The 26,955-nt window shown below is 46.1% G+C and carries 32 protein-coding genes; 14 read left to right on the top strand and 18 right to left on the bottom strand.

Annotated elements, in window-relative coordinates; translation table 11 throughout:
• The first annotated feature begins 39 nt into the window (after positions 1-39).
• On the top strand, positions 40-489 hold the full coding sequence (locus E1919_RS18120) for an OsmC family protein (RefSeq protein WP_162054825.1): 450 nt from the start codon (positions 40-42) through the stop codon (positions 487-489).
• A gap of 1 nt (position 490) precedes the next feature.
• Here the strand turns inward: E1919_RS18120 and E1919_RS18115 are convergent, their stop codons facing one another.
• Positions 491-1,354 (bottom strand): NAD(P)H-binding protein, encoded by an 864-nt coding sequence (locus E1919_RS18115; RefSeq protein WP_162054824.1) that lies wholly within the window; start codon positions 1,352-1,354, stop codon positions 491-493.
• Between the two features lie 165 nt (positions 1,355-1,519).
• Here E1919_RS18115 and E1919_RS18110 point away from each other — a divergent pair, with 165 nt between their 5' ends.
• From E1919_RS18110 to E1919_RS18090, 5 genes are all read left to right on the top strand, one after another.
• Entirely contained in the window at positions 1,520-2,842 is a 1,323-nt protein-coding gene (locus E1919_RS18110; protein ID WP_162054823.1) for a type IX secretion system plug protein, read from the top strand.
• Positions 2,843-2,903: 61 nt separating this feature from the next.
• Complete coding sequence (locus E1919_RS18105) at positions 2,904-3,176, top strand: hypothetical protein (RefSeq protein WP_162054822.1); 273 nt, start codon at positions 2,904-2,906, stop codon at positions 3,174-3,176.
• Positions 3,177-3,312: 136 nt separating this feature from the next.
• Positions 3,313-3,570 carry a DUF4160 domain-containing protein gene (locus E1919_RS18100; RefSeq protein ID WP_162054821.1) on the top strand — a complete coding sequence of 86 codons (258 nt, stop codon included), beginning with the start codon at positions 3,313-3,315 and terminating at the stop codon, positions 3,568-3,570.
• A gap of 5 nt (positions 3,571-3,575) precedes the next feature.
• A complete protein-coding gene (locus E1919_RS18095) occupies positions 3,576-3,833 on the top strand; it encodes a DUF2442 domain-containing protein (RefSeq protein ID WP_162054820.1) in 258 nt (85 codons plus the stop codon).
• Between the two features lie 51 nt (positions 3,834-3,884).
• Entirely contained in the window at positions 3,885-4,850 is a 966-nt protein-coding gene (locus E1919_RS18090; protein WP_162054819.1) for a glycoside hydrolase family 5 protein, read from the top strand.
• Positions 4,851-4,970: 120 nt separating this feature from the next.
• Here E1919_RS18090 and E1919_RS18085 read toward each other — a convergent pair whose 3' ends face one another.
• From E1919_RS18085 to E1919_RS18075, 3 genes are all read right to left on the bottom strand, one after another.
• Positions 4,971-7,607, bottom strand: a complete 2,637-nt coding sequence (locus tag E1919_RS18085) for a DUF7619 domain-containing protein (RefSeq protein WP_162054818.1) — start codon at positions 7,605-7,607, stop codon at positions 4,971-4,973.
• 106 nt (positions 7,608-7,713) lie between these two features.
• Positions 7,714-8,811, bottom strand: a complete 1,098-nt coding sequence (gene ychF, locus E1919_RS18080) for a redox-regulated ATPase YchF (RefSeq protein WP_162054817.1) — start codon at positions 8,809-8,811, stop codon at positions 7,714-7,716.
• A gap of 142 nt (positions 8,812-8,953) precedes the next feature.
• The gene (locus tag E1919_RS18075; RefSeq protein WP_162054816.1) at positions 8,954-9,304 is read right to left on the bottom strand and encodes a DUF3276 family protein; all 351 of its coding nucleotides are present in this window, start codon (positions 9,302-9,304) and stop codon (positions 8,954-8,956) included.
• Positions 9,305-9,435: 131 nt separating this feature from the next.
• Between E1919_RS18075 and E1919_RS18070 the strand changes: the two genes are divergently transcribed.
• Both E1919_RS18070 and E1919_RS18065 read left to right on the top strand, forming a co-directional pair.
• Complete coding sequence (locus E1919_RS18070) at positions 9,436-9,852, top strand: septal ring lytic transglycosylase RlpA family protein (RefSeq protein ID WP_162054815.1); 417 nt, start codon at positions 9,436-9,438, stop codon at positions 9,850-9,852.
• Between the two features lie 6 nt (positions 9,853-9,858).
• Complete coding sequence (locus E1919_RS18065; RefSeq protein WP_162054814.1) at positions 9,859-10,770, top strand: DUF58 domain-containing protein; 912 nt, start codon at positions 9,859-9,861, stop codon at positions 10,768-10,770.
• A 45-nt stretch (positions 10,771-10,815) separates the two neighbouring features.
• Here E1919_RS18065 and E1919_RS18060 read toward each other — a convergent pair whose 3' ends face one another.
• From E1919_RS18060 to E1919_RS18035, 6 genes are all read right to left on the bottom strand, one after another.
• Positions 10,816-11,427 carry a hypothetical protein gene (locus E1919_RS18060; protein WP_162054813.1) on the bottom strand — a complete coding sequence of 204 codons (612 nt, stop codon included), beginning with the start codon at positions 11,425-11,427 and terminating at the stop codon, positions 10,816-10,818.
• A gap of 162 nt (positions 11,428-11,589) precedes the next feature.
• The gene (locus tag E1919_RS18055) at positions 11,590-12,213 is read right to left on the bottom strand and encodes a DNA-3-methyladenine glycosylase family protein (protein WP_162054812.1); all 624 of its coding nucleotides are present in this window, start codon (positions 12,211-12,213) and stop codon (positions 11,590-11,592) included.
• 221 nt (positions 12,214-12,434) lie between these two features.
• Positions 12,435-13,556, bottom strand: a complete 1,122-nt coding sequence (locus tag E1919_RS18050; RefSeq protein WP_162054811.1) for a porin — start codon at positions 13,554-13,556, stop codon at positions 12,435-12,437.
• Positions 13,557-13,802: 246 nt separating this feature from the next.
• Positions 13,803-15,122: an ammonium transporter gene (locus E1919_RS18045; RefSeq protein ID WP_162054810.1), complete on the bottom strand. Its 1,320-nt coding sequence runs from the start codon at positions 15,120-15,122 to the stop codon at positions 13,803-13,805.
• A 60-nt stretch (positions 15,123-15,182) separates the two neighbouring features.
• Positions 15,183-15,521, bottom strand: a complete 339-nt coding sequence (locus E1919_RS18040; RefSeq protein WP_162054809.1) for a P-II family nitrogen regulator — start codon at positions 15,519-15,521, stop codon at positions 15,183-15,185.
• A gap of 564 nt (positions 15,522-16,085) precedes the next feature.
• Complete coding sequence (locus E1919_RS18035) at positions 16,086-17,132, bottom strand: threonine aldolase family protein (RefSeq protein ID WP_162054808.1); 1,047 nt, start codon at positions 17,130-17,132, stop codon at positions 16,086-16,088.
• A gap of 78 nt (positions 17,133-17,210) precedes the next feature.
• On the opposite strand from E1919_RS18035, the gene E1919_RS18030 reads away from it, so the two are divergent.
• The gene (locus E1919_RS18030) at positions 17,211-17,441 is read left to right on the top strand and encodes a hypothetical protein (protein ID WP_162054762.1); all 231 of its coding nucleotides are present in this window, start codon (positions 17,211-17,213) and stop codon (positions 17,439-17,441) included.
• 110 nt (positions 17,442-17,551) lie between these two features.
• Here the strand turns inward: E1919_RS18030 and E1919_RS18025 are convergent, their stop codons facing one another.
• Positions 17,552-18,049, bottom strand: coding sequence for a metallophosphoesterase family protein (locus tag E1919_RS18025; RefSeq protein WP_162054807.1), 498 nt, complete (start codon positions 18,047-18,049; stop codon positions 17,552-17,554).
• Positions 18,050-18,342: 293 nt separating this feature from the next.
• A complete protein-coding gene (gene pyrE / locus E1919_RS18020) occupies positions 18,343-18,981 on the bottom strand; it encodes an orotate phosphoribosyltransferase (protein ID WP_162054806.1) in 639 nt (212 codons plus the stop codon).
• Positions 18,982-19,092: 111 nt separating this feature from the next.
• Here pyrE and E1919_RS18015 point away from each other — a divergent pair, with 111 nt between their 5' ends.
• Positions 19,093-19,773, top strand: a complete 681-nt coding sequence (locus tag E1919_RS18015) for an NUDIX hydrolase (RefSeq protein WP_162054805.1) — start codon at positions 19,093-19,095, stop codon at positions 19,771-19,773.
• Here E1919_RS18015 and coaD read toward each other — a convergent pair.
• From coaD to E1919_RS18000, 3 genes are all read right to left on the bottom strand, one after another.
• Complete coding sequence (gene coaD / locus E1919_RS18010) at positions 19,727-20,206, bottom strand: pantetheine-phosphate adenylyltransferase (protein WP_162054804.1); 480 nt, start codon at positions 20,204-20,206, stop codon at positions 19,727-19,729. The two genes, E1919_RS18015 and coaD, sit on opposite strands and share 47 nt — an antisense overlap.
• A 163-nt stretch (positions 20,207-20,369) precedes the next feature.
• Complete coding sequence (locus E1919_RS18005) at positions 20,370-21,257, bottom strand: DUF3822 family protein (protein ID WP_162054803.1); 888 nt, start codon at positions 21,255-21,257, stop codon at positions 20,370-20,372.
• Between the two features lie 90 nt (positions 21,258-21,347).
• Positions 21,348-21,833, bottom strand: coding sequence for an NUDIX domain-containing protein (locus E1919_RS18000; RefSeq protein WP_162054802.1), 486 nt, complete (start codon positions 21,831-21,833; stop codon positions 21,348-21,350).
• Positions 21,834-21,871: 38 nt separating this feature from the next.
• Here E1919_RS18000 and E1919_RS17995 point away from each other — a divergent pair, with 38 nt between their 5' ends.
• From E1919_RS17995 to E1919_RS17980, 4 genes are all read left to right on the top strand, one after another.
• A complete protein-coding gene (locus E1919_RS17995) occupies positions 21,872-22,327 on the top strand; it encodes a PaaI family thioesterase (protein ID WP_162054801.1) in 456 nt (151 codons plus the stop codon).
• A 150-nt stretch (positions 22,328-22,477) separates the two neighbouring features.
• Positions 22,478-22,669: a cold-shock protein gene (locus E1919_RS17990; RefSeq protein WP_115564124.1), complete on the top strand. Its 192-nt coding sequence runs from the start codon at positions 22,478-22,480 to the stop codon at positions 22,667-22,669.
• A gap of 219 nt (positions 22,670-22,888) precedes the next feature.
• A complete protein-coding gene (locus E1919_RS17985; protein ID WP_162054800.1) occupies positions 22,889-24,295 on the top strand; it encodes an ATP-dependent DNA helicase in 1,407 nt (468 codons plus the stop codon).
• Positions 24,296-24,375: 80 nt separating this feature from the next.
• Positions 24,376-24,825: a DUF1573 domain-containing protein gene (locus tag E1919_RS17980; RefSeq protein WP_115563918.1), complete on the top strand. Its 450-nt coding sequence runs from the start codon at positions 24,376-24,378 to the stop codon at positions 24,823-24,825.
• A 157-nt stretch (positions 24,826-24,982) separates the two neighbouring features.
• Here E1919_RS17980 and E1919_RS17975 read toward each other — a convergent pair whose 3' ends face one another.
• From E1919_RS17975 to E1919_RS17965, 3 genes are all read right to left on the bottom strand, one after another.
• Positions 24,983-25,360 (bottom strand): DUF423 domain-containing protein, encoded by a 378-nt coding sequence (locus E1919_RS17975; protein ID WP_162054799.1) that lies wholly within the window; start codon positions 25,358-25,360, stop codon positions 24,983-24,985.
• 114 nt (positions 25,361-25,474) lie between these two features.
• The gene (locus tag E1919_RS17970; RefSeq protein ID WP_162054798.1) at positions 25,475-25,927 is read right to left on the bottom strand and encodes a DUF2750 domain-containing protein; all 453 of its coding nucleotides are present in this window, start codon (positions 25,925-25,927) and stop codon (positions 25,475-25,477) included.
• Between the two features lie 171 nt (positions 25,928-26,098).
• Complete coding sequence (locus E1919_RS17965; RefSeq protein ID WP_162054797.1) at positions 26,099-26,944, bottom strand: glycerophosphodiester phosphodiesterase family protein; 846 nt, start codon at positions 26,942-26,944, stop codon at positions 26,099-26,101.
• Positions 26,945-26,955 lie beyond the last annotated feature (11 nt).

The raw sequence follows: 26,955 nt of genomic DNA, 5'->3' as shown, positions 1-26,955 counted from the left end.
GAAATGCTTATAGTATATCAGAAACAACTGAAAAAGGATATGACAAGCAACGAGCTGGAAGAGGGGGTACGGGTGAGCGCAGACAGCACGGCACCGATGGTAGCGAACATCAGGGCAGGTGCCCAGGACATGGTGATGGATGAAACAAGTGTACTGACAGGTATGAAAATAGGGCCTGATCCTTATGATTATATCTTAAGTGCCCTCGGTGCCTGCACTGTAATCACGCTGCACATGTATGCCCAGCGCAAAGGGTGGCCGCTGCAGCGGGCCGAGGTGATCCTGCGCCACGGGCGCGTGCATTCAAAAGACTGTGAGAACTGTGAAGACGATGTATCCAAGCTGACCCAGGTGACAAAGCAACTGCGCTTAGTGGGAGACCTGACACCAGATCAGCGGAAGCGACTGAAATTGATTTCAACAAAGTGCCCGGTGCAAAAAACACTGGAGGCGGGTATACTAATTGTCACTGAAATGGAGGAAGTATAAATCAGGCTGATTTTTCTGTAGCAAGGCCAAAATATTCCTCCAGCGTATATTCGCCCACAAAAGGAGCTACACAATCTTCTGACGAAACGGCTACCAGAAACGCCACTTTATCAAACAGGTTCCGGCTGAATAGCCTGAGCATTGGCAGCATCGTGTTCACTACGCCAAGCGGTACGGACCGTATAGCACCCGGGTAATCAGCTGCCTTACAAGCCAGTTGAATCAATTCCAGGCGGCTGTAGAGGCTTTTGCCTCCGATTGGTATTGTTGCGGCTGCTTGCCCTATACATTGCACGGCTACTTTTGCAAGGTCTCCTTCAAATACCGGGTTTGTTTTATAATGCCCATCTCCCAAAGAGCCAATCAGTCCTTTACGGGCCATGGCCACCACCTCATCGAAGGCAGAAAACAGCGCTGTTGGCTGCAGAATCCTGTAGCTGATGCCAGACTTCCGCAATTCTTCTGAAAAATCAGCATGGGCTTTAAAGTAGGCCAGTTTCGGATACTGTTCCGCTTTAAATGCCGAGATATAAATAAACTGCTGCACGCCCGCCTGTTTTGCCTCTTGAAGCAGACTGTAATTGGCGCAGAAGTCGATGTCGTGAAAACTGCCCCGGCTCTTATCTTCCAAGCTAATGCTTTTGCCTAGCGCTGATACGACCACATCTATACCCTCGCAGCAACCTTTTAGCTGCTCCGACAGGGTGGCATCGGCCAGCAACACAGCATGTGGAGTTGAAGAGAGCGCTGCGGCCCTGGCGGCAGAACGTGCGAGCACTGTTACAGTATATCCCCGCAACTGTAGCTCCCGCAGCAGGTGCTGCCCCAAGTGGCCTGTAGCACCTGCCAATAATACTTTTTTCATAGCTCAATATTATCAAGTATGGTGATAAATATATGTGCTACAGGCTGTTTTTACAATTCACTTTCTGGCAGATTTAATGCAGCAGGGTAAAGAAATTTATTTTGCTATCTTCGTTCAGAAAGAAGTCTGCCATACATCGTGGCTCTTTAGCTTTAAAACTACTATATGCTGAAAAAAATATCCCACACCTACTTTATCGCCTGCCTGCTTGCCTGCGGACTTGTAGCCTGTGTGCCCCTGGAACAGCAGGGCACCACTACCATCGGTGGCACTACCCCGAGTGCGCTACGCTACGAAGATTATGTTTATGATGAAACTGTTACTTCAGTGCAGGCTTATCTGGCCACTGGGCTGGAAGATGAAGTGCTGAACCCAGCAATAACACCTCTTGCGCAGCAGCAGCCCATTGTGCTGGAGTTCGACAGGCTAAATGCACGGCAACAGCGCCTCCTGGTAAAGCTGCAGCATTGCGATGCCAACTGGACACCATCCACTCTCATTGACACGCAGTTTCTGTATGACTTCAATGAGTTCATCATCACTGATGCCCGGATCTCTGTTAATACGCGCATCCCTTACGTGCATTACCGATTTGTGGTGCCCAAGGTAAGATTAAGCGGGAACTACCTGCTGGTGGTGCAGGAGGAGGGAGGCAACCCGCTGCTGACGCAACGACTGATGGTGTACCAGAACGCGCTGACTGTTACTGCAAGACTAGGCGCACCACTCGGGCCGGGCGGCAGGGAAACCCGGCAGCCGCTTGAGTTTAACATCATGTACCCGGACTATGAGCTGGTGAACCCGGCGATGGAGGTAAAGACAATCGTGAGGCAGAACTACCGCTGGGACAATGCCAAAGTCATCAGCAAGCCAACGTTTATTCATGATGCGCAGCGCCGCCTGGAGTATGTGTTCTTTGAGCCGAAAGACCTTTATAAAGGGCTGAGCGAGTTCAGGGCTTTTGACACCCGTAGCCTGAACTTCCGCAGCATTGGTGTACAGAGCATTAACCTGCAGTCTAATCCTGTTGAAGTGAACCTGGAGCCAGACAGGAACCGGCAAACCTTGGCCTATTCGCAGGACCCGGATATTAACGGCATGCGGATTTTTGGGAATAAGCAGTTTGGCAATGGCGACATAAATGGAGATTATACCTGGGTAGATTTCGAGTTACAGGTGGCAGACAAGGCGCCGGGTGAAGTATACATACAGGGAGAGCTAACGAACTGGCAACAGATTGATGAGTCGCGTATGATTTTTGACCCGGAGCGTAACGTGTATGTAGGCCGGATGCTGCTTAAGCAGGGTTATTATAACTACTATTATGCCCTGCAGCAAAATGCTGCTACTCCTCCGGATGCCAGCTATTTTGAAGGGAGCCATTTCGAAACCGATAACATATACGACATCCTGGTATACTACCGCCCACCCGGCACAAGAGCCGACCTGCTGGTAGGTTATGAGCAATTGTTCTTTAACAGGAAGTAAGGAGAGGAGTGCCTAATGTGTACATAGCACCAATAACCGTATGTTTAAGCATATCCGATAGTTGGCAGAAATAAATAATAGAAATATGTTTCAGGCAATCTTTAGTGGTTTTTTTATCGAATTCACTGGGTTATTTGTCCGATGGATTATCATCTTTATAGTTGACACTATGAAGGGGGAAGAGCCAAAATCCTTTAACGCCATAAAGAATATGTATAGAGAGATAAATGCTGATAGCGTGGCTTATAGTCTTGGTAATAAAATAGTCGGGATTGCCTTTTTATTAGCTGTTGTTTTGACAATACTAAAAATAGAAGGCTCTTTTGGGGGTTAAGGTTAAACAGACACACTGTTAACTTGGATAAAATATAATAATTACTTCTGCCAACAAAGCACATGCCCCAGCATGTTGTGCCACATTGAAAAAGGATCCATCCAAAGGTTAGAGAATAGTCTTTTTTTGATCAAAAATGCCGGAAATATCGAGGTTCTACGGAATAGTAATTTACATGTTCTATAATGACCATAATCCACCTCATTTTCATGTGGAATATGGAGAATTTAAAGCAGTAGTCAGTTTTGACGAAGAAATTGTTAAAGGTAATATGCCAAAGCGTGCTCTTAAGTTAGTATTTGAATGGATGGACCTTCATAATGGAGAGCTGATGAAGAACTGGGAACTTGCACGCAGTGGAGAACCGTTAAATAAAATCGAACCATTAAATTAACTAAAATGGAAAATATTTGGATAACTAAGGCTGAATATATAAGAGATTATCACATTGAACTGGAATTCAATGATGGATCCTCTGGGATAGTTGATTTAACGAATGAACTTAATAAGCCTATCTACAAACCTCTTAATGACATCAACTATTTCAAGAATTTTACATTAAACTCTTGGACTATAGAATGGGAAAATGGTGCTGATTTTGCTCCTGAATTCCTTTATGCACGAACAATTAAAAACGTGGCACAACAAACCCTATAAATTAGCTGCGCCACCTTATAACAGACCCGTTAAAACGATCATAGAATCAAAATGAAAATAAAATTAACCCTAACAGCCTTGGCACTTATAGGCTGCAGCTTTATAGCAAACGCCCAATCAGTAAAAGAACATGGCCAGCTCACTGTTGACGGTACACAGTTGAAAGATGAAAACGGAGAGGCCATCGTATTGCGTGGCATGAGCTATGGCTGGCACAACTTCTGGCCCCGGTTCTACAATGCCGGTTCGGTTAAATGGCTGCAGGAAGATTGGAACAGCACAGTTGTGCGTGCTGCGATGGGCATAGAGCCCCGAAACGGATACCTCGAAAAGCCTGAATGGTCAAAGGAGAAAATTAAAGCTGTGGTGGACGCGGCCATTAAAGAAGATATGTATGTCATCATCGACTGGCACAGCCACAACATTAACCTGAAGGAGGCCAAGGCTTTTTTTACAGAGATGGCGCTGACCTATGGCAAACACCCGCATGTGATATATGAAATTTTCAACGAGCCGGATGAGGAGTCGTGGGAGGAGGTTAAGGAATATTCTACTGAAGTAATCGCAGCCATTCGGGCCATTGATCCGGACAACATCATTCTGGTAGGCTCACCGCATTGGGACCAAGACATTCATCTTGTGGCCGATGCACCTATAACAGGCTATGACAACCTGATGTACACGTTACACTACTATGCTGCCACACATAAGCAGTCCCTCCGTGACCGTGGCGACTATGCTCTGAGTAAAGGCCTGCCACTTTTCATCTCCGAATCGGCAGGTATGGAAGCGACCGGCGATGGTCCGCTTAATGTTGAGGAATGGCAGCGGTGGATTGACTGGTCTGAGAAAAACAAAGTGAGTTGGATTACCTGGTCTGTGTCGGATAAAGACGAAACCTGCTCTGTTTTACTACCCACCGCAAATGCGGAAGGTGGATGGAAAGAGAAAGACCTGAAGGAGTCTGGTAAGAAGAGCCGGTCTCTTTTGAGAAGCTATAATGCGAAGCAAAAGTAAGCTTTTAAACGCGTGCATGAATGAAAACCATCCCTAATCTGATGGTCGGCACAGAATCAAAAAGCGGCACAGGAATAGTCCTGTGCCGCTTTTTGATTTAATCTTCTTCTCATCTTTTCGCTACCGGAGGATGACTCTCTTCGTGAAGATTTGGCCCTGCTTCATTGCTTTCAGTAAATATAAACCTGGAGGCAAGGCAGACACATCTATTTGATGAACATTCTGTGTATCAAACTCTGCCTGTAGCACCTGCTTCCCTTTGCTGTTCATGATGCTGTAGGAAGCAAGGGTGGTATTAGCTGAAGGCCAGGCCACTCTTACAAAGCCACTAGCTGGATTTGGGAAAACAATTAAGGCGCCTTTTGGTAAGTCATCTTTAACAGAAAGAACTGTTTTTTTGAGAGGCAGCTTATCCACAAGGGTATTAAAAGTTACATTGGTCTCAATAGCAGGATTATAATCAAAATAAATGAAGGCTTGATTCTCCACTATGGTACTGTCGGGCATTCCGCTCTTGGGCTTTATACTGTACAGAATATAGCCGTGGCTGCCTGGTTCATCGGTCTTGTCATCCGGTAGCTGTATGTTGTTGAAGTGGAAGCTTACCTGGTTTCCATTTACAACAGTGTACATATCATGGCTACTACCAATAACGCTAAAGCTGCTTAAGTCGAATTCCTGTTGTAGTTTGTTCTGCACTACAATGTTAAAAGCTTTATCAGTGCCCATGTTCTGAAATCGTATAAGGTACTGCAGCTCCTGGTTTTTAAGTGTCAGGTGCTTTTCACCTATGCCTGCAGGATTCGCCTGAATGTCGTTTGGATCATAAGAACAGGTAAGTATCTGCTGTAATGTAGTGGTGTCAGCGTATGACGTATGGTTGTCAGGAGATTTAAAGCTTGTGAACAGGTTTGAAATCAATGTATCACCAATATGTTCTACGCCCGGCATAGTAAAGTGGAGAGTGATAGTTCCTTTCTTCCCTACTTCCAGGTCATTTATTTGCCAGATGAGCGTGTCTCCACTAATCCTGGTTGGGGCCGGGGAAGCAGATTCGAAGTTAAACTTTGCCTCTTGCTTCACCTTGATAGTACCGTTTGCTTTGGTAAAGCCGCTGTTACTGTAGTGTAAAGTATAGGGAGTTGGGAAGCCGCAACGTGTTGCATCTGACATGAGGGAAGCATTTACTTTAGTTAAACGCTGCTGAGGAGTAAAACCAAAACTGTAGCTATTCCCATTGTCCTCAGGCAGGTTAACAGTTATCTGCTGCTCCGTTGAAGTAGGAAGCCAGCCTTCCTTGACAACCGGGGTTATGGTATAGGTGCCGTGTTCCAGGTTAACATTGTTTATCTTGTCGCTGGTGTAAATGAGATGGTTTTGTGTTGTCAGGTTGTATGTCATATTGGAGATGTAAGGCTCATCCGGATCTTTCACCCCATTACTATTATAGTCAGCAAAACTGTTTAGCTTTATTTCAGATGCAGTATCAGAAAGCTTGTAAAGATCTATTCTGTTAGTTTCTTCTGTGTGCCGTGCAGTAAAATATAGTTTGTCCTGATAAATGAAGAACTGAGGTTTAAAAAGTCCTGCTGCGCCAGGTATAATGTCCTCAACCAGATAGGCTTTATTTCCATCGTAGCGCCACAATTCTCGCCCATTTACAGCATCATATTTAAAGAAATATAAATACCCCTTATATTCTTTAACAGATTTATTATTAAAAAAGGCGTCCACATTATCGGCAATCAGGTTTGTGCCGGTTGAAGTACCGTTTGTCTCAAACAAGGTCACCAAAGAATCTCCGGATGCAATGGAACTGCTGTTTGCAGAGAAGACTACATTGGAAAAAAACTCTCCTTGAAAAGAAATAAAATTATCTACCTCAAAGAAATTACTGTAGCTGCCATCTTGTGTTTTGACTAATGTTCTAGAGTGCCTATCAAATCCATAAAACACATTATTCCTGCCGTATGTCTGGCCCTCGTAGAGACCTATGTTTGTAACGGCTTCAATCGGTGTGAAGCGTGACTCTCCAAGTTTGTAAAACTGTGTAGCGGTTGGGGTGTGGCCAGCTCTTTCCTGGTCAACACTCACATAGAAAACCTCTTCATTATTGTTCATTAAATAGCCGTAGGTATTGTCGCTATAATCTATTGGTTTTACATCACCCATAAATATTGTACCTTCTCTGCTACCATCAGTCTGAAAAATTTCTACACGTTTTTCCTCCATTTGAATAGTGAAAAACATACGATCTCCCGATTCTAGATAGCTTAATTTTGTGCCATAAACCCACACGTTTCTTTCGAATAAAGTAGTTACTTCCTTCGATACTCTATCAATTGCCACTATTTTCAGTACAGTATCAATAGGGGCTACTATGGCCAGTGTATAGTTCTGTCCTGTACTAATCGAGTAGCTGCGATGGAAGGGAAGAATTTCCTGGCTTTGTGTGCCTTCCGTGAGGTTGATGTTGCCGTTCTCCGTGTTATATACTATTTCATTTCCCACCCTTCCCATTGTTCTGTCTACAAATAACTCAGAGGTTCTAACTTTGGGTATATGAAAGGTATGGCCATCCGATAAGTTGTATACTTCAAAGCTGGAGCTCTTGCTCAGGAAGAGTTTTTCCTCCGCAAGCACAAAATCAGAAAAGCTGTTGGCATCTTCAAAACTATGCAACAGCACTGCCCTTTGAGCATTTGCGGTAATAGAGAATAAAGCCAGAAAAAAGAGTAGGGTAAATGTTTGTCTCATAAGAGCAGGAGGTTATATATTGATAACCAAATATAGCACTAAAACAAAAAGAGACCAGCTGCTAGCCGGTCTCTTTTTGTTTTAGTGCTATATTTAATCTGGAGTGTTACACGTTAAAGCGGAAGTGCATAATGTCACCGTCCTGCACCACGTAGTCTTTTCCTTCTACAGCCATTTTACCGGCTTCTTTTATCTTCGCCTCCGTTTTATACTCCTGGTAGTCCTTTAACTTAATAACTTCTGCACGGATAAAACCTTTTTCAAAATCAGAGTGAATCACACCGGCAGCAGCAGGGGCTTTCCAGCCACGGCCAATCGTCCAGGCACGTACTTCTTTCGGACCGGCAGTAAAGTATGTTATAAGGTTCAGTAACTGGTAAGAAGCGCGGATGAGTTTGTTCAGGCCAGACTCTTTCAGGCCATACTCTGCCAGGAACATTTCTTTCTCTTCCGGGTCTGTCAGTTCAGCAATCTGCGCTTCAATAGAGGCAGAAATCAATACCACCTGCGCATTCTCGTTTTTCACGTGATCTTCCAGCGTCTTAGAGAACTCATTGCCGTCATTCATGGAGTCTTCATCTACGTTGGCAGCATATATTACAGGCTTGGCCGTAAGCAGGTTCAGGTCTTCAACTGCTTCCAAATCCTCCTCCGTTACCTCCAGGCTTCGCGCATTCAGGCCTGCCTCCAGGTGGTTTTTATACTTCTCCAAGCTGGCATGCTCTTTTCTTGCCTTGGCATCACCGGACTTGGCAGCGCGAACAACTTTCAACAGTTTCTTTTCAACCGAATCAAGGTCTTTTAACTGAAGCTCTGTATCGATGATTTCTTTGTCAGAGATAGGATCCACTTTTCCGGCTACGTGCACAATGTTCGGGTCCTCGAAGCAGCGCACCACGTGTATGATGGCATCTACCTCGCGAATGTTGGCCAAGAACTTGTTGCCGAGGCCTTCCCCTTTGCTGGCTCCTTTCACTAGGCCGGCTATATCCACGAACTCGATTACGGTTGGCAGTACCCGCTCCGGGTGCACCAGTTCTTCCAGTGTCTGCAGGCGCTCGTCAGGCACCGTAATCACGCCCACGTTTGGCTCAATTGTACAGAAAGGGTAATTGGCAGATTCTGCCTTGGCATTAGAAATAGCGTTGAACAACGTAGACTTGCCCACATTTGGCAGTCCGACAATTCCGCATCTGAGTCCCATTATAAATATCTTTTAAATCAGGCCGCAAAGATACAAAAAATTGCCAGCATTTCAGATGCAGAAGAATAGAAGGGGCATAAAATGAGATAGCCCATGGCGTTACCATGGGCTCAGTCTGTTTTCTATAAAAGTGAAGGAAGAATTATTCCCACTTCAATTCATTGCTTAAAGAAGGTTCTGCCGCTGCTTCTGTTTCTGCAATAGCAACAGGAGTTTCCTCGAGAGAGGCCAGGGCTTCTTCTGTCAAAAGCTCAGATTTAACGTGATCGATTGTTCCCTGGAGCGCCTCCATAAATTTTGCGAAGTCTTCTTTGTACAGGAAAATTTTGTGCTTCTCGTATGAAAAACTCTCCTCGTTAAACTTTCTCTTGCTTTCCGTGATGGTCACGTAGTAATCATTCGAACGAGTTGATTTCACATCAAAGAAATACGTTCTTTTCCCGGCTCTTACCCTCTGGGAATAAATTTCTGCTTTTTCGTTGTTCTCTTCCACCGTTATAAACGTTAAATTCAACTTTGTGAACCTAAAAGTAAAATTTATTTGTGATATATAAAAGTTTTCGAATTTAAAATTTAAGATAATTTTTTCCCGTTATATTTGCAGTTGGACCAAAATTAATTACTATGAATTTCTGTTCAATAGTGTTCTTAATTTTCCTTTCGCTTCATAATGGCCTGGCAATCTACACTGCGGAGGGCAAAGCCTCTTACTATGCCGACCGCCTGCATGGCCACCGCACTGCCAGTGGGGAGCGTTATGATAAGGAAAAATTTACTGCTGCACATGCTACACTGCCTTTTAACACCGTGGTGCGGGTAACAAACCTTAAAAACGGTAAAGCAGTGGTAGTGACGGTGAACGACCGCATGGCCCGCAGCCGTCATAACATCATCGATGTATCCAGGGCTGCTGCCCTTCAGATTGATTTAATCCGGGAGGGGAGTACCAGGGTGCGGCTCGATGAAGTGAAAAAGGAGGCATTAGAGCAACAAGAGCGGTTGACTGACGTTTCAGAAGCAGAAGCCATCCCGAAAAAATAACGCATCATGAAGAAGCCACTAACTCTTGCCGACGTTCAGAAATTTGAGAACATGGAATTTCTGGCTAAACAACTGGTGGAGGGTTTTATCACAGGGCTTCACCAGTCTCCATACCATGGCTTTTCGGTAGAGTTCTCAGAGCACCGGCTTTACAACAATGGCGACAGCACCCGCCACATCGACTGGAAAGTTTTTGCCCGCACCGATAAACTTTTTGTGAAGCGATACGAGGAAGAAACGAACCTGCGCTGCCACATGCTCCTGGATGTGTCGCCGTCTATGTATTACCCCACCGAAAATAACGGTAAAATCACGTTTTCCGCTCTCTGTGCTGCTGCCCTGGCTACGCTGCTCCGCAAGCAGCGAGATGCTGTTGGCCTGGTTACTTTTTCTGATAAAATAGAGATGCAGACCCCTGTGCGCTCCACAGGTTCGCACCTGCACACGCTGCTGCTGCTCCTTCAAAAGCAACTGGAGCAGAAGCCTGCAGCAAACGACACCAACGTGGCAGAAGTCGTGCACCAGATAGCACAGCAGATACCCAAGCGCTCATTGGTGGTTATCTTCAGCGATATGCTCAGCCGACAGGACGACCTGGAGTTTACTTTTGCTGCCCTGCAGCACCTGAAGCACCAGAACCACGAAGTGCTGATTTTCCATGTGATGGACCGGAAAACAGAGGAGGAGTTTGACTTTGCCGAGCGCCCATATGTGTTCGTTGACGTGGAGACAGGTCAGGAACTGAAACTGCAGCCTTCTCAGGTGCGGGAGCATTACCGCATCGCCGTAGAAAGCTATAAGCGCGAGCTGGAACTAAAATGCGGGCAGTATAGGATAGACTTTGTGCCGGTTGATATCAGCGAACCTTTTGATAAGGTGCTTTACGCCTACCTCGTGAAGCGGGGTAAGGTGAGGTAGTATTATGATTCTTTTTACAGACTTTTCGGCCAGTGCATTACCGCTTTACTTTAGTGTATAGCGCACCAATTCATGGCGCTGCATTACCTTATCTGAGTCTGCATAATGCTTGTCTGTACGTACTAATCCAACGCCGGGGGCAACATAATCTTCCTGGTTGAGCGTGTGCGTAGTACCGTCGAACTGAGATTTATATTGATTTTCTATTCTGAAAACATAGCTGGGATAAGTATCCGAAGCAGTTGTGACAGTGTCCAGCTGCTGGCTTCGTGTGGTCATCACCCTCAAGTCGTAGTCGTGGTGCTTATACATGTAGCCAATGCCGCCGTAGTCGGTGCTCTGATAAATCATGACGGCCTCGCTGCCGGCTTTATTAAAATGAACGTAGCCGTCGCGGCTGTTCTGCACTATCTGTCCGTTGTTTAAAATGTACCAGGTGCTGTTATGGATAATCGTATCTCTCTGAACAGTGTTTTTATAGGAAGATTTGGTTAAAGGCTTTCCGTTGGTGTCATAGTCTGTTACCTCGTACACCCACTCATTTCCTACCTGTAGCGGAACAACTTCTTCTATGGGGGCTATGTCGCTGTCTCTCTCGCAGGACGCGAGTGAAAAGAAAATTGAAATAGATAGTGAGTAAAGAAATCCTTTGTTCATAAGCTGTTTTACATAGGTGCTATAACAAGAAGAGCATTTTGGTATGCAAAGCGTTGCATCCTGAATATCGGTTTTTAGTGTATTTTCTTTGTCAGCCTGTTTTGTTCATCACAAGGAAGCAGGCTGGAAAGAAGAGCCTTGAAACAAATAAAGCCCCATACTTTATTTCGGCATGTTGTCCAGCGACTGCCAAAGGTACTTGCTGGCAATGGTGCGGTAGGGGCGCCAGTCTTCTGCTATTTCCTGCATCCGCAGCTTCAGTGCCTTGCCTGTTTCTTCTATTCCATAATGCCGCTTCATGGCATTCTGTATGCCCAGGTCATCCACCGGAAACACATCAGGCCGCTCCAGGGCAAACATCAGCAGCATCTCCACCGTCCAACGCCCAACGCCCTTTATTTGCGTCAGGTGTTTTATCAGGTTTTCGCTTTCCATGGCGTCAATTGTAGCATGGTTTAGGTTCCCCGCTGCTGCAAAAGCAGCTACGTTACGCACATAGCCAATCTTCTGAAAGGATAGCCCAACGCCTCGCAATGCCTCATCCTGCGCCTCCAGCACCAGCTGTGGCTGCGGGTACTCTTCCGGAAACAAGGCTGTAAACCGTCTGAATATCACGGCCGCCACTTTAGTGCTCAGTTGCTGCGACACAATAGAACTAAGTAACTTATAGTATAGATCCTCAGACTTTGATGATTTGAGTGGCTGCCCCTGCCTAACTATAGCGGCCATAACAGGGTCTTTCTCCAGCACAGCCATTACTTCAGAAGAAGGGGAATCGGGAAACATAGCTTATTTGTATATTAATACAAGTAGCTAAATTTTTCAGACTCTGCCAATATAAAGTGGATGTTCTGTGTTTATCTATATTCGTTCCCGGATTCCTTTAAAGGCGAGCTTACACCCTTTTATAAAAAGAAAAGTGAGCAGCGAAATGCCTGGGAAACCAAGCCTGCTGCTCACTCTAGAAGTCTGCTTACTAGCAGGGGAGGTATAAGTAGGTGTTCTACTTAATTTGTGCTGAACGAATAAATGAATGCAGCTCCGACTGTTGTCTGGCTCTTCTTCGTATTCAATCCGTTTGAATTTTCGAAGAAAGCATCTTTAGACTTGTCGAAACGGACTTCTGGTTTGATGTTCAGGTTGCCGTCGGCTAATTTTAAATCACCTGTTAATGTTAAGGAGGCAACTTCCATGGGGCCAAAGTAACGGACACCTTCCGGATCGGAGAAATACTCAGTGCGCAGGCCCAGCCCAAAGGTAGAACTGGTGGCATAGTTTATATACAATGCGCCACCTCCCCAACTAGCATCATCAGACCATGGATCGGCAGGGTCCGTTTCCGGGCTTCCGGAATAAAAGGCACCGTACGCGGCATTGATGCCCACCTTTAGTGCATCGTTTAGCTGATAGGAAGAGGTGAAATCGTATAGGCTGGTATAACAGCCCCTGGTGCTACCGAAATTCGACAAGGTGTTATACTCATCACCGCCTATCCAGTTTAGGTACATGTCTAAACCGGGCACTGGGGCAATATGCGCCTGCGCCGTAATTGACTTCTTATTGTTGAAATCTGACAGGCAGTCCCAACCGTTCACTACGCCCAGCATCAGGCCAAGTTTCTCGTTGAATGCGCAGTTTAGCTTGGCGCCCGTGTGGTAAAAAGGGCCATTGCCGAAGAGGTAAGAGAGGCTATAGTTATAATTCAGTGGTGCGTCTATCAGTTCATACCCGATGTGTGTGCCGTACTGCCCGATAGTGAAGTTGAGCTTAGGAGTAAGGTCGTAAGAGAGGTAAGCCTGCTTGATAAAACGCGCCGTTCCATCGTTGCCGAAGTTGCCCAGTTCTGCATTAGGCCCAAAGGTGAGGTCTGCCACCACATGTGCGCGGCCCTTGGTGTAGGTAAACATGGTTTGCACCAGGCCCAGTGCAAAATTGTTATGCTTTGTGTCAAATATTCTGCCCTGGTTTAAACCAGACTCCGGTTTGTTCAGGTTATACTGATAATAAGCGTCTACGTAACCGCTTATGTTAAGAGAGCCCTTGGTCTCTTCCGTTGCTATTTCCTGTGCATTTGCTAAATTTGTACCTGCAAGGCATGTAGCTGCGATGAGTGATAAAAATCTTTTCATGTTCTTGACTTTTGGTTTTGGGAGTATTTTTAAGAGAAGTATATGTCCGCTCAATCCTGCTTTTGCCACTTCTCAAATTGCCGTTTTTGAAGTGGTAGCTAATATTTAAAGGAAAGAGTGGTGTCCTGACACCGGAATTATAGACGTGAAAGCTTTGCTTGTTCAGCTTTTCTTGCTTTGGTAAAACAGTGGTAATGCCTGACCGCATTACCACTTGTTTTTTCCATGTCATGCAGGGGAGGAAGTTTATTCGGCCACTACTGGTTTTTCTTTTTCTTTATGATTGCGTGAGTTTGAGGCTATCATCATCTCCTTTTCGTCCAGGCTCATTTCGAAGCCGGTTCCATTGAAATCAGGATAAGCATGCATTTTGTGCTCGTGAATATCGAGGCCTTCAATTTCTTCTCTTGCACTCACACGTATGCCAATCGTTAGCTTCAGCACGTACCACACAGCAAAAGCAAATACAAAACTGAAAACACCGATAGCCCCGATTCCGATAAGCTGGCTTATGAGCTGGTCTATACCTGCCAATGCCCCGAAAATGCCCACGGCCAAAGTTCCCCATATGCCACACACCAGGTGCACAGAAAGTGCGCCCACCGGATCGTCGATGCGAATGCGGTCGAAGAAGGCCACCGCAAGAACCACCAGCGCACCTGCAACCAAGCCTATGATAATGGAATCTGTTACACCCATTTGATCGGCGCCAGCCGTGATACCTACAAGGCCAGCGAGTATGCCGTTCAGTACCATGGTAATATCACTTGCTTTGAACATTATCAGGGAGAACAAGCAACCTCCAATAGCACCTGCAGCGGCAGCTAAGCTCGTCATAACCAACACGCGCGATACAGCGCCAGGGTCTGCAGACAGCACAGAGCCTCCGTTGAAGCCAAACCAGCCTAACCATAAAATGAACACCCCTATGGTAGCCAGCGGAATGCTATGCCCTGGGATTGGCTTTATCTTTCCATCCACGTACTTGCCAATTCTTGAACCGAGCAGCATAATGCCCGCCAATGCGCCCCAGCCACCCACAGAGTGTACAAGGGTAGAGCCAGCGAAATCATAGAATGGGATAGACAGTGTGTTCAGGAAGCCGCCTCCCCACTTCCACATACCTACAATCGGGTAGCAAAGTCCTACAAACAGGATGGAGAAGATAATGAACGCAGAAAGCTTGATGCGCTCTGCCACTGCACCGGAAACAATAGTGGCGGCTGTGGCGGCAAACATGCCCTGGAACAGGAAGTCTGTCCAGAAGGTGTAGCCTTCGTTATAGGCGGATGTCTCACCGCCTTCCGGCAGTGGAATGCCAAAGTTTGAGAAGCCAAAGAAGCCTCCAGCGAAGCTCTCTCCAGGGTACATCATAGAGAAGCCCCAGAGGGCATACGTAATTAGACCGATGGCTGGGATCATGCTGTTCTTAAAAAGCACGTTTACAGTGTTCTTCGATCTGGCCAGACCGGACTCCAGTGTGGCAAACCCGAGGTGCATAACGAAAACCAGGAAAATAGAGACCATCATCCAGACGTTGTTCGTGACAAATAATTCTTGTGACATGGCTTAAAGATTAGAGTTAAAATTGATTTCGTTGTTTGAAGTGAAAGATGGAGTGCGACACTAAAGGGCGAGTTCATCGACATCCCCGGTCCGGATGCGGATGACTGCTTCTACATCCATGATAAAAATTTTACCGTCACCTACTTTGCCAGTGTTGGCAACCTTCAGAATTGTTTCCACCACTTCGTCCACATGGTCTTCGGTTACGGTCATCTCAATCTTCGTTCTGGGTATGAACCCGACATTGTAAGTCGCGCCTCTGTACACCTGCGACGAGCTGTGTTCTAAACCGAATCCCTTTACATCATATGTCGTCATAAAGGCAATACCGATTTCGGTGAGGGCTTCATAAACATCCTCAAATTTGGATGTTCTGATGATGGCTTCAATCTTTTTCATAAAGTTAATATTTATGATTAGGGTATGTTTTTAATGGGGGTGTTGGTTATTTTTTTACTAAAGTATGAATTTACCCCTATATGTCAATAGGGGGTGTGAAAAATATTTGTTAAATATTCAAAATATAGGTGTGATTGATATCAGGGTGTTAGTGAAAGTATAAATTTCTTGAAAAATTGTATTTAGCTAAAGATGTGCATGAGGTGCCAGGCCGATAGCTAGCACAAAGGCACAGAAGTGTCTTTGGGAATTTTGTATAGCTTGTTTTCCCGCTTTAGGTAAAGTGGATAAGGATTATTAAATAGAATGATTAATAGATGCCGGGGGATATTTATTCCGGAAGTGGAAAAGCAGTACTAAGGGTAGCGGGAGCAAAGCTTTTATGTAGTTGTATTCAAAATTACCTGCTCAGAAAAGGGGGGTATGACTTTGAAACACCTGATACAGTTGCTGTCGGGCACCAATGCCTGTTTTATTTGAAGGAGTGGGTGTATTGAGGAGGACTGATAAAAAAATAGCGCGGGAAGAATCCCGCGCTACCACTGTTTAAGCTTCATGTTGTATTTAAGTTGTGGCCACTGGTGCCTGACTCAGGGCTTTGAGTACCTGCAGCGTATGCTGCAGCATTTCCTCTGTTACATCCAGGTGCGTCACAAACCGTATCATCTGCGGGCCAAAGCTGGAAGCGCGGATCCCTACCTTCGCCAAAGCTTCCACAAAAGCTTTATCGCTGTACTTGCTGTTCAGTTTAAAGATAACGATGTTGGTTTCTACAGGCAGCACGCTCTCTACATAATCCGTTTGCAGCAATGTTTCTTCCATGGCTTTCGCCTTACGGTGATCCTCCTGCAAACGCGCTACATGGTTATCCAGCGCATAGATGCAGGCAGCAGCCAGGTAGCCTGCTTGGCGCATGCCGCCACCTAAAACCTTTCGGACTCTGCGCGACCTTTTGATGAAGTCCTTGCTGCCTAAAAGAACGGAGCCAACAGGTGCCCCCAAGCCTTTAGAGAGACAAACGGAGATGCTGTCGAAATAAGTGCTGTAGTCCTGCGCCTTGTCACCGGAGGCAGCCAGCGCGTTAAAAACACGGGCACCGTCCAGGTGCAGGGCCAGGTCGTGGCGCTTACAAACTTCTGAGATGGCTGCAATCTCCTCCAGGGTATAAAAGGTGCCGCCGCCTTTGTTGCAAGTGTTCTCGAGGGCTACCAGCTTTGTTTCCGGGAAGTGCACGTTGTCCAGGGGACGTATGTTCGCTTCTACTTGTTGTGGCGTCATCTTGCCGCGGGTGCCGTGTACCAAGGCTACCGAGGCACCGGAGTTAAAGGAGATGCCGCCGCCCTCATACTGGTAAATGTGTGCTGTCACGTCACAGATTACCTCCGTAAGCGGCTGTGTATGCATTTTAATGGCTATTTGGTTGGTCATGGTGCCGGAAGGGCAGAAGAGGCCGGCCTCCATGCCAAACATGGCGGCAGTTTTAGCCTCCAAGGTGTTGATAGTCTTGTCTTCTCCGTACACGTCGTCGCCCACTTCTGCGCTAAACATGGCCTGCAACATGGCCGGAGTTGGTCTGGTAACAGTGTCAGAGCGTAAATCTGTTATTTGCATGTCAATTTGGTTCTGGAAATACTTTACTTTGTAAAATTAATAACTTACTTTTGCCGTTCAAATTAAATTATTGCAACGATGGGAGTTACTAGATTAAAAAGAAAAGACCGTAAGAATAAGGCAAGAGCAAACAACAGAGTAGCAAGGATTAAGCAACTGTTGGCGACACCTGTTATCAAGAACGTTGACATGGACGAGTTGAGAACTCAGTTCGGTGAGGCTCCGAAAAACAAGAAAGAGGACAACACTGAGGCGCCTGCTGCACAGACAGAAGAAAATTCTACAGAAGAAGAAACTCCTGCTGAGTAGTTCTTTTTAGGGGTACGTAAGCCCATCTGCCTGCCGCTGCTATTTCAGCAAATGGCGGCGGCTTACTAAAAAGATTTCAGAGTGTGTTTGCCGCGGCAGACACACTTTTTTTATGCCCTTTTGCCGAGCTCAATTACCTGCAGGTCCCGCACCTGGCCTTCCTTCACAGCAAAGCGTACCATAGTTCTTATTTTGTGGAAGCCATGCCTGCCTGCTGCCCCCGGGTTAATGTGCAGCAGGTTGTTCAGGTTCTTGTCTGTCATTACCTTCAGGATGTGTGAGTGCCCTGTGATAAACAACTTCGGCGGGTTTTCCTTGATCATGCTTCGCACGTCCGGATGGTACTTCCCTGGGTACCCGCCGATGTGCGTCATCAGCACATCAAGGTCATTCACCTCAAAGCGCTCTACCTTAGGGTGCAGCTTCCGGACGTCCTGTCCATCAATGTTGCCATATACTCCCCGCAGCGGCGCTACCTCACGCAATCGCTCTGATACCTCTGCCGTTCCAAAGTCACCGGCATGCCAAATCTCATCACAGCCAGCGAGCAGGCGCAGTATCTGGTCGTCAAGGTAGGAGTGGGTGTCGGAAAGGAGGCCTATTTTCATGTGTGTTAAGTCAAGCTTTATTTTACTGCAGAAAGGAAAGAGTGGAGTTGTTATGTACCAACTGTACATATAGCTTACAAAGCTGTAGCTACAAGTGAGGAATTAGCGAACGCAACAGCGGACTCCCCTCCTTGGAAAAGGAGGGGCAGGGGTGGTTTGACCCGGAGTTGCTATTCCAAACTTTAATAGAACTATCGAATGTAAAACATATAAGGATGGAGTGGTTTCACTTAGGTTACGTAGCCAGTATAACAAACACTGTCATTTTATATATAGCTTAAGGCTAAGCCTGCCTACTTCCCCCACGTCTCCGGAGACTCCCGCCACTGTGCCAGGGCTTCCATGGCAGAGGCCTGGATGTAGCCATTGGACACTGCGGCCTCTATAAGCGCATTGTAATTACAGAGGCAAAAGAGTGGGATGCCTGCCTGCCGGAAGTTGTCATCAGCCACAGAAAAGCCATAAGTAAAAATGGCAGCCATACCAATTACCTCGGCACCGGCGGCTTTTACTGCTTCAGCGGCTTTCAGGGAACTGCCACCTGTCGAAATAAGGTCTTCTACCAGCACCACTTTCTGGCCTTCCAGAAGCCGTCCTTCTATCTGGTTGCCCATACCATGCTTCTTTGTCTCTGGGCGTACATAGAGAAAGGGCATTTCCAAGAGGTCGGCAACAAGCGCGCCCTGGGCAATACCAGCCGTGGCGACACCGGCAATGGCTTCTGCCTCCGGGTAGTGCTGCTTGATGAGCTCAGCCAGTTGTTGCTTGATATAGCTGCGGATGTACGGAAAAGAGAGGGTCACGCGGTTATCGCAGTAAATGGGGGAGTTCCAGCCGCTGCTCCACTTAAAAGGCTGCGCCGGACTTAGTTTTACTGCCTCGGTTTCCAGCAGGAAAGAGGCTACTTGATGTGCTGTGTTCGTAGAATCCATGGCCGAAATTACATAAATATTCTTCCTTTTTATGCCTGCAAATTTTGTTTCAGGTTATTTATTAATTGATTTGTGTAAATTTAGAATTCTTCATCAGAAGCAGCTAAGCGCATGAATGTTTTCATCAACGATATTCCCCTGATTCTCAAAAAGGCAAACGAAAAGGTGTACAAGCATGAGTACGACCTTATTCTGAAGGCTTCTGATCACTTCACTTCCAAAGATTTGGTCGGGGATGTGCTGGTAAAAGATACCGATGCACTGCTGATTGATCGTATTGTGCGGTTAATGGAGGTAAAGAAGCTGAAAAAGCTGCGCTCGCTTACGCTGGTAACCGACAAAAAGAAGAAACTGATCGCGCATCTCAAAGATCAGTTTAAAATTGTGAAGGCAGCCGGAGGTTTGGTACTGAAGGACGGTAAGATCCTGATGATTTACCGCTTAGGGGTATGGGACCTTCCGAAAGGGAAGCTGAACAAGAAAGAGAAAGTACAAGACGGGGCACTGCGGGAAGTAGAGGAGGAGTGCAACATTCAGGTAGAAGTGGTAGACAAGCTGCCGAAAACCTGGCACTCCTACGCCTTCAAAGGCAAAAAGATCCTTAAGAAGACCAACTGGTACGTGATGAACTGCACCGACGACAGTCTGATAAAGCCGCAGGCCGAGGAGTTTATTGAGGAAGTGCGCTGGATGACTCCGGAGGAGGTGGAGGAAGTGTTACCAAAAGCGTATACTTCCATTGCCTTTATTGTCCGGCACTATCTGCAATCTCTGAAAACTGGAAAGGTATAAACTGATCCACATTGCCCCCGAAGCGGTGAATCTCACGGATAATAGAGGAACTGATGGCGGCAAGCAGCGGTGAGGTAATCAGAAACACACTCTCCAGGTCGTTATTTACCTGACGGTTCGCCTGCGCAATGGTGTTTTCATACTCAAAGTCGGTGGTGTTGCGCAAGCCACGCAGCAGAAACTGGGCTCCTACCTCGCGCGCAAACTCTGCTGTCAGGCCTTTAAACGTCTGCACCTTAATGTTGGGCTGATCGGCAAATAACCGCGTCATGACCTCATACATCTTCTCGACGGGTATATAGCGCTGCTTGCTGCTATTGTTCCCTATGGCCACTATCACCTCGTCAAAAAGCTTCGCTCCGCGCATCACCACATCGTAGTGCCCATTGGTAAAAGGGTCGAAGGAGCCGGGGAACAGGGCAATTCTTTTCATTTATCTAATTGTAAAATTGTTGTAAGTGATGATGTTGTGAAACAGGTATACTCTCCGGTAACCTCATACGCTTACATCCTTTTCTTTGATATAAAGCCTGTGTTGCTTAGGGTTATGATTTAACTATGCAGCCTATAACAATCTAGCAATATAACAATAAATTTTACTCACACAGGTGCAGGCTATAAAGTTCGAAATACCGATGCTCGAACATATCATGGAATTTGTAGCTGTATTCTACATCAGCCGGTTTCTTGCCTAATTTGATATGGCGTACGTATTTCTGCAAGATGTTGAACAGTGAGGAATCATGTGTTATATCGCCCCATGCGGTAAGTGTTTCCTGCTCCGGATTTAACTTCTGTTCCTGCATCACAAAGATGATGTAATAGATGAAGTCTTCCGGGCTATGGTAGTGGAACACATTGCAAAACTCCAGTCCGTTTTGGCTTATTACGAGTATTGTGACATAGTTGCGCTCCACAAAAATATTTATGTTGCGGGCAGAAGTGCGATCCGTGTGGTGCAGCACGCTTCGGATCAGAGCACTGGTCTGGTGCACAATCTGAACAGGTTGTCGGGGGAAAAGCTCCTGAAGTATTCCATAAGATGCTACATCTACCGAGAAAATATTCAGGGCCTCCAGGCCACCGTGGCGGTACGAGAGCACCACATCCTGCAGTGGGTTCAGCTCACTGTGCAGGCGCAGGTAGTCTTCTTTATGGGTAGGGTCGTAAAGTGTTTCCGGAACTAGGGTGAAGTGCAGGTTACTGAAAGACACACGTACCGTGTTCCAGTGCTGCTCCTGAAACAGCAGGTTTTCAGCGGCTATCAGGCGCAGTTGTTCAGCTACCTGCAGCGGCGTAAAGATAGTAATCAGCTCATAATCCTCCAGCACCACAAACTTGTTCCGGACAGTATCGACCACAGCCAGCCTAATTGCCTTCTGGCTAAGCGACAAGTATAAATTACAGTAAGAGGCTTGCGAGAGGCCGAAGGCCTCGTCTTCTATCTTGTGGGAGAGCCGGTAATGAGTGTTGATGGTGTTCAAAATATATAGCTGTAGGAAAGAAGCTGCTTTGCGTATTGGTGCACTTCTGCAAGTATAAAAAAAATATAGCAGAAGGCAGCAAAGCAGCCGCTATGGTATAAAATAATGGTCCATACCCAGCAGATCGTCCAGAGAAAGCAGAAGCTGCAGCACCCTGTGCTTGTCGTTGTAAGGAATGGCCTGCAACTCTTTTAAAGTCAGCCACTGTACCTGCTCAATGAGCTGTTCGCCGGCAGCTGCCTCGGGATCTGAGCCTGTGCCTAAAGTACCTCCAGAAATTTTTGCCTCGAAGAAGAACTCAATCGCGTGCAGGGGAGGCTGCAGGAATTCATTCACAAACAGGAAGCGCTCCACCTGTACTTCCAGTCCTGTTTCTTCCTGTATTTCGCGCTTCAGGCAGGACTGCATTGTTTCAGCATATTGAAGGCCACCTCCCGGTGGCGCCCAGAAGTCTCGATTATCTACGGTGCCGCCGTGGCGCACCAGCAGGAGTTTGTCGTTGTGGATGCAGATGCCACACACGCGCACGCGGGTTTTCCCGGCGTAGGCAGCGGCTTTGGGATTCAGTTCAGGCATATTTTGTGTGCTACAGGTATAGGCAGTACTTTTACTGCATGATCAAAACTTTTAACCCTGACTTTAAGCAGGACATACGTGAAAAATTAGCGCGACAGGGTTTTATGAAGCTCACGGGCTTTAATATTACAAAGATAGAAGTTGGCAGCATAGAAGGCGAATTAACTATGGAAGACCAGCACTTGCAGCAAATGGGCTTTGCGCATGGAGGCCTCATTGCCACAGTCGCTGATATTGTGGCGGGTTTTGCTGCTGCCAGCCTGGTGCCAAAAGGCCATAGTGTGGTAACGGCTGAGCTAAAAGTTTCCTATCTAAATCCGGGGGTAGGAGAGAAACTGTGGGCAAAAGGCTATGTTATCAAGTCTGGCCGCAGGCTAAGCTTCTGCGAGGCTGAAGTCTATGTAATAAAAGAAGATCATGAGCCTTTGCTTATCGCAAAAGCCACTACCACAATGGCTACCATAACCCCAGGCGATATAAAGCGTAGAGATTAAAATTCAATATTTATGTTGTTTCCTTTACCTGAAATTCATAGTTTAGAGCAATGTTTATCATTTAAAAAGACAACAAAGTAAAGAATTAAGAAAATTGTAGTGCTTGGCATTACATTATTATGTACTTTTGAGGAAAATAAAAAAATTATCATGAACAAAGGAGTAGTAAAGTTCTTTAATGAGACAAAAGGATTTGGTTTTATTAAGGATGAAAGCACAGGACAAGAGTATTTCGTACATGTTAGCGGTCTTGTTGACGAGATCAGAGAAAATGACGAAGTAACGTATGAACTTCAGGAAGGAAGAAAAGGACTAAATGCTGTTAATGTTAAAAGAGCTTAGTTCTTAGACTATACATCATTTCAAAACCGAAAAAGCCTTACCACAGCGTAAGGCTTTTTTTTGTGCATAATTTTCTGCTTCCGTACCTTTACTTGTACCCGGGAGCGAAGAAGCAGCACGTGCTTTTGGAATGGGAGTAGTGACAGAAAAAAATCCCTTCTCAATTAAAGTGAATGATTGCTTTTATCGTTCTGTCAGCCTCAAATTATAAGATTAAGCATGCGCCCCTTAGAAGCCTTAAAAAATAATTTTCCATTTGAACCGACCGAAGACCAAGCCAAACTTTTCACGAAGCTTGATGAATTTATCCTGTCAAAGCAGGAGGAGCGGCAGGTTTTTTTACTGAAAGGCTATGCCGGTACAGGTAAGACAACGGTGGTCAGCTCGCTGGTGAAAATCCTGAATACCTTTGGCTATAAGTATGTGCTGCTTGCACCAACAGGCCGAGCGGCCAAAGTAATGGCCAGTTACAGCGGCAAACCGGCCCACACCATACATAAGAAGATATACCGCCAGACGGCGAATCCTTTCTCTGAAGGGCTTTCCTTCACCCGCCAGCCTAATAAATCTGACAATACCATCTACATTGTGGATGAGTCGTCAATGATTTCAGATGAGAGCGGGTATGGTGAAAACGGTCTGTTAGAAGACCTGCTGAACTATGTTTTTGATAAAAAGAACAACAAGCTTTTGCTGATTGGCGATACGGCTCAGCTGCCACCGGTAGGGCAGGCGCTTAGCCCTTCACTGGACGCGGAGTACCTGAAGCAAAACTTCTGGTGCAATGTGCAGCAGGTAGAGCTTCGTAACGTTATGCGGCAGGCAGAGGCCTCTGGCATATTGATGAATGCCACGCAACTGCGTGATCAAATGAAACAGGAGCCGCTTGAGATAAAGCTGTTTACCAAAGGCTGGCGCGATATTTTCCGGATGACAGGCGAGAAACTGGAGGATGGCTTGCGCTACGCTTACGATAAGTTCGGCATCGAGAATACTATCATTATCTGCCGCTCAAACAAATCAGCCAACCTGTATAACCAGCATGTGCGCCGGAACATCTTTTTTTCCGAAGATGAGTTGAACGTGGGAGATTACCTGATGATTGTGCGCAACAACTATTTCTGGCTTGACAAAGATTCTGACATCGGTTTTATGGCCAACGGAGACTTTGTGGAGGTAACTAAAATCATCAGTTACGAGGATATGTACGGCTTCCGCTTTGCCGATGTCCGCGTCCGATTCATCGATTACCCGGAAGCGCAGGAGGAGGAGGTGAAGATTATGCTGGATACCTTGTACACGGATACACCCGCCCTGCCAACTGATCAGAACAAGAAGCTTTACGAAGCCGTGCTGCAGGATTACGCGGACATAAAAACAAAGAAAGAGCGAAGCAAGGAGCTTAAAAAGAACCCTTACCTGAATGCGCTGCAGGTAAAATTTGCTTATGCCTTGACCTGCCATAAGGCACAGGGTGGCCAGTGGAAAGCGGTGTTTGTTGACCAGGGATTCCTGAAAGATGACATGGTGAATGAGGAATTCGCACGCTGGCTGTATACGGCTCTTACCCGCTCGTCGGAAGAACTGTACCTGCTGAACTTTAATCAGCATTTATTAGTTGATTGATATAAGAAAAACCTATATTGTAACGTTTTTCAAAAAAAACAGTATCATAGCTATTGCTTTAACCTTAACCCTAAATTCAGATGAAAAAAGTACTTCTTTCTTTTGCTTTTGCAGCTTTAGTAGCTGGTAGCACTATGGCGCAGGAACAACCAAAAGCCAAGGCAACAGCTCCGCAAGAGCAGGCAAAGAATGGCCCGGCGCTAACTTTTGAGGAAACGGAGCATAACTTTGGTGACATTACCCAAGGTGATGTAGTGGAACACACATTCAAGTTTACGAATACAGGCACACAGCCACTTGTTATTGAGCGCGTGGATGTAACCTGCGGGTGTACTACTCCAAACTGGACAAAAGAGCCTGTAATGCCAGGTAAAACAGGTTTTGTAACAGCTAAATTCAACAGTGCCGGTAAAATGGGGCAGCAGAAAAAAGCTATCACCGTGCACTCTAACGCAGCTGAAGGTGCGAAATATGTGTACATCGTGACAAACATTAAAGATAAATCTACTGCCAGCGCTGCAAAGCAGTAGACATAGCTGTAGTAGTTCAATAGACATAAAAAAAGCCCTCCGAAAGAGGGCTTTTTTTATGCGCAGGCATAGCGCTTCTGTTAATTTTTCTAAATAGTGCACATAAGTTGACCAGCGTATCAGAAGCAGCCACGTTTAAAGTGGCTGCTTCTTCTAATTATAGTGCTTTCAGGATAGCGTAAAACAAAGCACCCCAACCTACTATAAGGGCTGTGCCTCCAATAGGAGTGATGGCCCCCAACCAGGTAATGCCCGTTATACATAGCGTGTAAAGGGAGCCTGAGAAAATAAGAATGCCAAGGAAAAAACACCATGCGGCAACCTGTAGTGCCGGCTGCTCTACTCTGAACAACAGCAGCCCTACCGCCAGCAGGGCCAGCGTGTGGTACATCTGGTACTTTACAGCAGTTTCAAACGTGTCTATGCGGTTTGTTTCCCTTAGCATGGGCCCCAGCGCGTGTGCTCCAAAGGCTCCGATAGCCACAGTCAGGGCTCCAAAAGCAGTGGCTATAAGCAGTATTGATTTTTGAGTCACTGTTATGTAAATTAAGAATGATGATTTTCTTTGTGTCGGGACAAAGGTAAGCCACGAGGCTTAAAGTCTGAACCCATTCATAATTTATAATTCTTCATTCATCATCCACAATAACTATTTGTTGCCATCCAGGGCTTCGAGCACCTGCTCTTCAAATTCATCCTGGCTGTCGTATTGGGTAAACTCAAGTTTTTTACCTTTTGCTTTTAGCTCGTTCACAACATCTAAGGCAACCACTAGCGGTTCTGCTTCTTTGCCGTTGAGGTCTGTGTCCCAATCGGCACCTACCAGTAATTCATCCCCGTACATGCCCACGCACCAGTTCTCCAGAAATTCAACCAATGTAATGCTTTCCGGTGTATAGGTGGCCCACTCATCTTCGGCACAGGCTGCGGCACCTTCCTTTCCGGACCAGAACAGGATAACCTCAGTGTCTTCAAATTCTTGGGAGCTTGACGTTGCCCACGTTTCGTCTTTTGTCAACCCCCATACAGCATTTGTAGCAACAATGCGTTCTACAAACTCCTTGTACTTCTGTTCAACGGTAGATGCATGTTGTGGTGTCATGGTTATCTGTGGCTTTTGATGTTTTTTGTGAGTCTTACTATTTTCTACAATACCTGATTAGTATCAGCTATAAAAAAACAAATCTGATACAGCTTGTCTAGGGTAAGTGGGGCAGGCCTTTACTGCCTTTACGCATGAAACAGTGGATGAGGATAAAACTTGTGGTAATCTTTATAATTTATTGAACAAATCTGGATAATCAGAGATAAGGCCATCCACACCCATCTGCTTTAGCTGCCGCATTTTAACAGGTTCATTTACTGTCCAGGGAATCAGCTTCATCCCTTGGTTATGAGTGGCTTCTACCAGTTCTGGTGTTACTAACTCATAGTCAGGGCTGTAAATGATAGGAGTAAAGCCTAGCTTTTCTATATTTTGCTCCAGGTTCTCCTCGTTTTCCACCAGCAGGGATGTCTTCATATAAGGATGAGTTTTACGCAGCACCTGTAGCGTCCGCACATCAAAAGACTGGATGATTACCCACTCCTTTATTTCTTTCTCTTTTACGACCGTCATTAACAGCTGCACAAACTCTTCCGGGGCTGGGTGATATAGGCCGTCTGTTTCAGGCTTAGACTTGGTTTCAATGTTATAAAAAACCTGCGGCAAACGATGTTTGTTGAGGTAAGCCTGCACTGCGTCAATGACTTCAGAAAGCAGTGGCTTGTGTGCCTTCATGCGCTGCTGTTCCGGGAAACGTCTATAAAATTTTGTACCTACATCATACCTGCGAATATCGCTGTAGTTCATGTTGTACCACACATGCTTTTCAGCGTCTGCTGCAGGTATTTCACTGCCATCGGGCAACAGTTCGTGTTCCGGGTTAATGTGCGGGTCATGGGAGAGCAACACCTCTTTATCCCTGCTGATGTGTGCATCCATTTCCAGGGTAGTAACACTCAGCGAAAGGGCCTTAAGCATGGCGGGTACAGTATTCTCCGGCATCAGACCCCGCGCCCCGCGATGTCCTTGCTTATCGAAGGTAGGTATAGTGTTCGAAACCGCAGAATTTGCCATAGTTGAATCTG

The organism is Pontibacter pamirensis (genome assembly GCF_010015475.1).
GTDB lineage: Bacteria > Bacteroidota > Bacteroidia > Cytophagales > Hymenobacteraceae > Pontibacter > Pontibacter pamirensis.
This window is presented reverse-complemented; position numbering and strand designations above follow the sequence as displayed.